This is a genomic window from Bifidobacterium jacchi (assembly GCF_009078285.1).
GTDB lineage: Bacteria > Actinomycetota > Actinomycetes > Actinomycetales > Bifidobacteriaceae > Bifidobacterium > Bifidobacterium jacchi.
In genome coordinates this window covers 1-1,249 of the sequence record NZ_RQSP01000099.1, presented here as the reverse complement: position 1 = coordinate 1,249, position 1,249 = coordinate 1, and the positions used below count along the sequence as shown (strand labels likewise).

1 protein-coding gene is annotated in these 1,249 nt (G+C 64.3%); it reads right to left on the bottom strand.

Annotated features, from left to right (window positions below; translation table 11 throughout):
* Positions 1–1,180 (bottom strand): IS256 family transposase (locus tag EHS19_RS10475; RefSeq protein WP_151917699.1); only part of this gene is annotated, 1,180 nt, incomplete at its 3' end.
* Positions 1,181–1,249 lie beyond the last annotated feature (69 nt).

Below are 1,249 nucleotides of genomic sequence, written 5' to 3'. Positions count from 1 at the left end.
TCGCTGTTTGTAGTGTCTCACCGAGCCGGGACATGTCGAGGTAGCGGCGCGTCGACCACTCGTTGGAGGTCACGTAGCGGACGCGCGCGCAGATGAGCATCAACGCGCTTCTGCCGTCCGGGAACGAGCCGACCACGCGCGTGCGTCGCCTGATCTCGCGGTTGAGCCTTTCAATCATGTTGTTCGTGCGGATGCGCCGGCGGTGCTCGCGTGGATAGTCGTCGAGCAGGTAGGTCGTGGTCTCGCCGATGCCTTCGCGCAGGCATTTGGCGGCCTCCCTGAGCTTGCGCGATTCCATGTCCCTGGCGACGGATTCCGCCTTCTCCAGGGCCTTGTCGCGTGATTCCATGGAGAACACGGCCTTGAGCGCGTCCGCGGCCCACTGCCGGTTTCCGGGGTTGACCTTGGCGAGAACGTTGCGTTCGAAGTGCACCATGCACCGCTGGTAGCGGGCGTTGGGCAGCAGCTCGTTCACGGCGGCCACGAGCCCCGCGCACCGGTCGCCCACCGCCAGCCGCACGCCCTTCAACCCGCGTGCGAGCATGCCGGTGATGAACGAACGCCAGCTTTCCGCGTCCTCCTTCATGCCCTCGGCCACGGAGAGCACCTCCCTATGACCGTCCATGCCGACGCCGATGGCGACCAGCACGCTCACGTTCTCCACCGAGCCGCCCCAGCAGCGCTTGTGCCATACGCCGTCCATGAACACGTACGCATACTCCTGCACGAGCGGGCGCTCCCTCCATTCGTCGATTTCGGCGTAGATGCGCTTGAGCTTGTCGGAAAGGGTCTGCGAGGGCATGCGGTCGCCCCACAACAATTGGCTGACGTCATCGACCTGACGAGTGGACACGCCCGCCAGGTACATGTCGATCAGCGCCTCCTCGACGCTCTCCTCGCGCCGCCGGTAGCGTTCGATCACGGCCGACTCGAACACCGCGCCCTTCAGCTTGGGCACCTTCAGGCTCATTTTCCCGGCCTTGACGGTCAGATCGCGCGTGTAATGGCCGGCCCGGTACGCCTTCCGATCCCCACTGCGCTCGTAGCGCGCGGCGCCCGTGATCTCGTCGGCCTCGGCATCGAGCATCGCGTTCAACGTCTCCTCGACGCTTCTGCGGACCATCCGGTCCAGGGTGGTCTCCAACATGGCCTGGTCGACCTGTAGAATCTGCTGTGACATGGCTTCGTGCCCTCTTTCCAATCGCGATTTGTTTTGTTTGGCGACAGAAAATCGTACACAGGACACGGG